Here is a 1,997-nt window from a genome sequence, read left to right as displayed (position 1 = left end):
GGCTTCCCGCGATGAGGCCGGCGATGATCAGGTCGAAGCCGCCGCCGATGAAGCGCTCGCAGACCGGCGCAAAGGCGAGCCCGAGGATCAGCGCCGCAGCATCGCCGCGCTGGCGCAGGCCGGCGATCAGCGAGACCAGGAAGAACATCGGCGTCAGGCAGAGCAACCCTGCCGCAAAAGGCACCGGCAGCGCGCCGAGCAGGTAATAGCCGGCGAAGGTACCGATCGAGCTCACCAGCATGCAGGTGTTGGCGAAGCCGAGGAAATAGGCGACGCGCTGATGCGGGGCGATGCCGGGCAGGCGCCGCAGGCCCTCGCTCCAGGCGGTGACCGCAACGTAATGCGCGAGGATGAGCTGTTGCCAGATGCTCTGGCCGGGCCGGCGCAGCAATGGCAGGATCGCCATCGTCATCGGCAGGAAGCGCAGCGAGGCGAAGGCGATCGCGATCACGATCGCGCTCCAGGCAGCCCCGGCCGCGATCGAGGCGAAGAACAGGACCTGCGAGGGGCCGGCCCAGACGAGAATGGTCGAGAGCACGGCGACATCGACGGGATAGCCGACATCGCGCGCGAGCGAACCGATGCCGATCAATCCGAAGCCGACGATCCAGGCCGGCAGCATCAGCGCATCGCGCATGCCGGCCAGCGCGACGCGCTGCCAGCTCCAGTCGGCGGATACGCTCATGAAGTCATCGTTGCGGGATGGCTCGACACAGGTCTCGGCCCGGAACAGGTCGAGCCCTTTCCTCTATCGTTCATGCACGCGACGCTTGCATAGATGCTGACAAGCCGGCCCGACCTGCGATTGACGCAAGCCGCCCGCGCCGATGGTCAGCTCTTGCCACCCTTCATCGCGATGGCGATGAGCTCGTTGGCGAAGTCGATCAATTCCTTGGGAATGCCGCCGACGGCCTGCACGCCGAGATAGATCAGGTAGATGAAGGCGGGCACGAGAATCCAGCCCAGCACTTCCTCGAAGATCTTGCGGCGGCGGCGCCGCCGGTCCCGCTTCTCGAACCAGCCGAGCTTTTCCTTCTTCGGGCGCGCCGGTGCGGCCGGCGCCACCGGTGCCTCCTGAAGCACCTCGCCGCTATCGGCGGCGAGGTTCGCGGTCTTTCGCTTGAACAACACGGTCCTCAGGCCTTCGTCAGCGGAACCTTCGGCACGGTGCGGACGCCCTTGGCCGAGGCCTTCGGCACGCCGCCACCCGTTCCGTCGGGAGCGCCGCCACCTTTAGGCGCTCGCCGCGGCGGAGTCTTGCTCGTTTTGCCGGCAGCCGCAGCTTTCGCGCGCGGCTTCGGCACCCGCTTGGCCGTCGCTGCCGCGACGTCCTTCTCCGGCCTGGGCCTGGCCGGCCCGTCCGGGAATTCGAGGCCGAGCACCTTGATGCCGGTCTCGGACTGGACGACGACGACCTTGACCGCTCCACCGTTCTTCAGGCGCCCGAACAGGACCTCGTCGGCGAGCGGTGTCTTGATCGTCTGCTGGATCAGGCGCGCCATCGGGCGGGCGCCCATCGCCTCGTCATAGCCGTTATCGACCAGCCACTCGCGCGCTTCGTCCGAAAGCTCGATCGTGACGTTGCGGTCGGCGAGCTGCGCCTCGAGCTGAAGCACGAACTTGTCGACGACGCGGGCGACCACGGTCTTCGGGAGGTGGCCGAAGGAGATGACCGCATCGAGCCGGTTGCGGAATTCCGGCGCGAACAACTTGTTGATCGCCTCGGTATCGTCGCCCTCGCGCTTGGTCCGGGTGAAGCCATAGGCGTTGCGGGCCATGTCGGCGGCGCCGGCATTGGTGGTCATGATCAGGATGACGTTCCTGAAATCGACCTGCTTGCCGTTATTATCGGTCAGCTTGCCGTGGTCCATCACCTGCAGGAGGATGTTGAACAGGTCGGGATGGGCCTTCTCGATCTCGTCGAGCAGCAGCACGCTATGCGGATGCTGGTCGATCTGGTCGGTCAGGAGCCCGCCCTGGTCGAAGCCGACATAGCC

3 protein-coding genes are annotated in these 1,997 nt (G+C 66.4%); all 3 read right to left on the bottom strand.

Annotation, left to right across the window (positions count from 1 at the left end; translation table 11 throughout):
- Positions 1-685, bottom strand: a 685-nt coding sequence (locus J0I42_RS23490) for an AzlC family ABC transporter permease (protein ID WP_291658554.1), incomplete at its 3' end; no start/stop codon positions are given.
- Between the two features lie 146 nt (positions 686-831).
- Positions 832-1,128, bottom strand: coding sequence for a hypothetical protein (locus J0I42_RS23485; protein ID WP_291658553.1), 297 nt, complete (start codon positions 1,126-1,128; stop codon positions 832-834).
- Positions 1,129-1,136: 8 nt separating this feature from the next.
- Positions 1,137-1,997 (bottom strand): AAA family ATPase (locus J0I42_RS23480; protein WP_291658552.1); only part of this gene is annotated, 861 nt, incomplete at its 5' end.

The organism is Allobosea sp., assembly GCF_017308015.1.
In the GTDB taxonomy this organism is placed as follows: Bacteria; Pseudomonadota; Alphaproteobacteria; order Rhizobiales; family Beijerinckiaceae; genus Allobosea.
The sequence above is the reverse complement of the archived record's forward strand: the minus strand, read 5'-3'. Positions and strand labels throughout refer to the sequence as shown.